This window comes from Micromonospora sp. NPDC048871 (assembly GCF_043198155.1).
In the GTDB taxonomy this organism is placed as follows: Bacteria; Actinomycetota; Actinomycetes; order Mycobacteriales; family Micromonosporaceae; genus Micromonospora.
On record NZ_JBICUM010000032.1, the window covers coordinates 1 to 1,108 of the forward strand.

The window sequence follows — 1,108 nt, forward strand, 5'->3', positions numbered from 1 at the left end:
CCCTGTCTGTCAGGCTGAGATGAGGCAGCCTTCCCGGTGCGGCTAGGCTTGCCGGGAGACAGGAAGAGGATCATCGTGACATTACCCAGTACGCCTGGTGAGCAGGGCGGACGGCCGAAGCGGCGGACGTTCACGGCGGAGTACAAACTACGTATCGTGGCGGAGTACGACGCGGCGAAGGCTACGGGTGAGGGCGCGGCGATCCTGCGCCGGGAGGGCCTGTATCACTCGCACATCCTGGAGTGGCGGGCCGCGCGGGACGCGGGGGCGTTGACCGCCTTGGGTAGCCGTAAGAGTCCGGTGAGTGAGGGCCGGCGGCGTAGCGCGGAGGCGGCCGAGATCGAGCGGTTACGGCGGCGTAATGAGCGTCTGGAAGCTGACTTGGGGCGGACGAAGACCGCGTTGGAGATCATGGGAAAAGCGCACGCGCTCTTGGAGACGTTGTCCGAGAGCGCGGACGACACGCCGCGGCCGCGCAGGCGCTGACCGAGGCGTTCGACGCTCTCGCGCCGGTGGTGGGTGTGGCCGGGGCGTGCCGGTTGACCGGCCGGTCCCGCGCCACTCATTACCGGCGCCAACAGCCATCCGTGGTGTCTCGGCCGCTGCGGCCGAAGACACCTCCGCCGTCGACGCTGTCAGCGGCCGAACGCCAGGCCGTGCTGGATGTGCTGCATCGGGATGAGTACGCGGAGATGTCCGTGGCGCAGGTGTGGACGAGGGAACTCGACAACGGCCGCTACTGGTGTTCGCAGTCCACGATGTACCGGGTCCTGCGCCAGGCCGGGGAGAGTCGGGAACGCCGCCGGCAGGCGACCCATCCCGCCCGGACGATCCCGCAGTTGGCCGCGACCGGGCCGTCGCAGGTGTGGTCGTGGGACATCACCCGCCTCAAGACCATGCAGAGGGGCGTGTTCTACCACCTGTACGTGATCATCGACGTGTACTCCCGCTACGTCGTCGGCTGGCACGTCGCCGCCGGGGAAGACTCGATGCTCGCCCGGGAGCTGATCGATGACGCCATCGCCCGCAACGGTGTGCGGCCCGAGGTCCTGCACGCCGACCGCGGCTCGTCGATGACCTCGAAACCCGTCGCCGAACTCCTCGCCGA

The 1,108-nt window shown here is 68.7% G+C and carries 2 protein-coding genes; both read left to right on the forward strand.

The window, feature by feature from the left end; all coding sequences use genetic code 11:
• Positions 1-156 precede the first annotated feature (156 nt).
• Entirely contained in the window at positions 157-486 is a 330-nt protein-coding gene (locus tag ACGFIK_RS27840; protein WP_327026355.1) for a hypothetical protein, read from the forward strand.
• Between the two features lie 104 nt (positions 487-590).
• On the forward strand, positions 591-1,108 hold a 518-nt coding region (locus tag ACGFIK_RS27845; RefSeq protein WP_393342163.1), incomplete at its 3' end, for a transposase.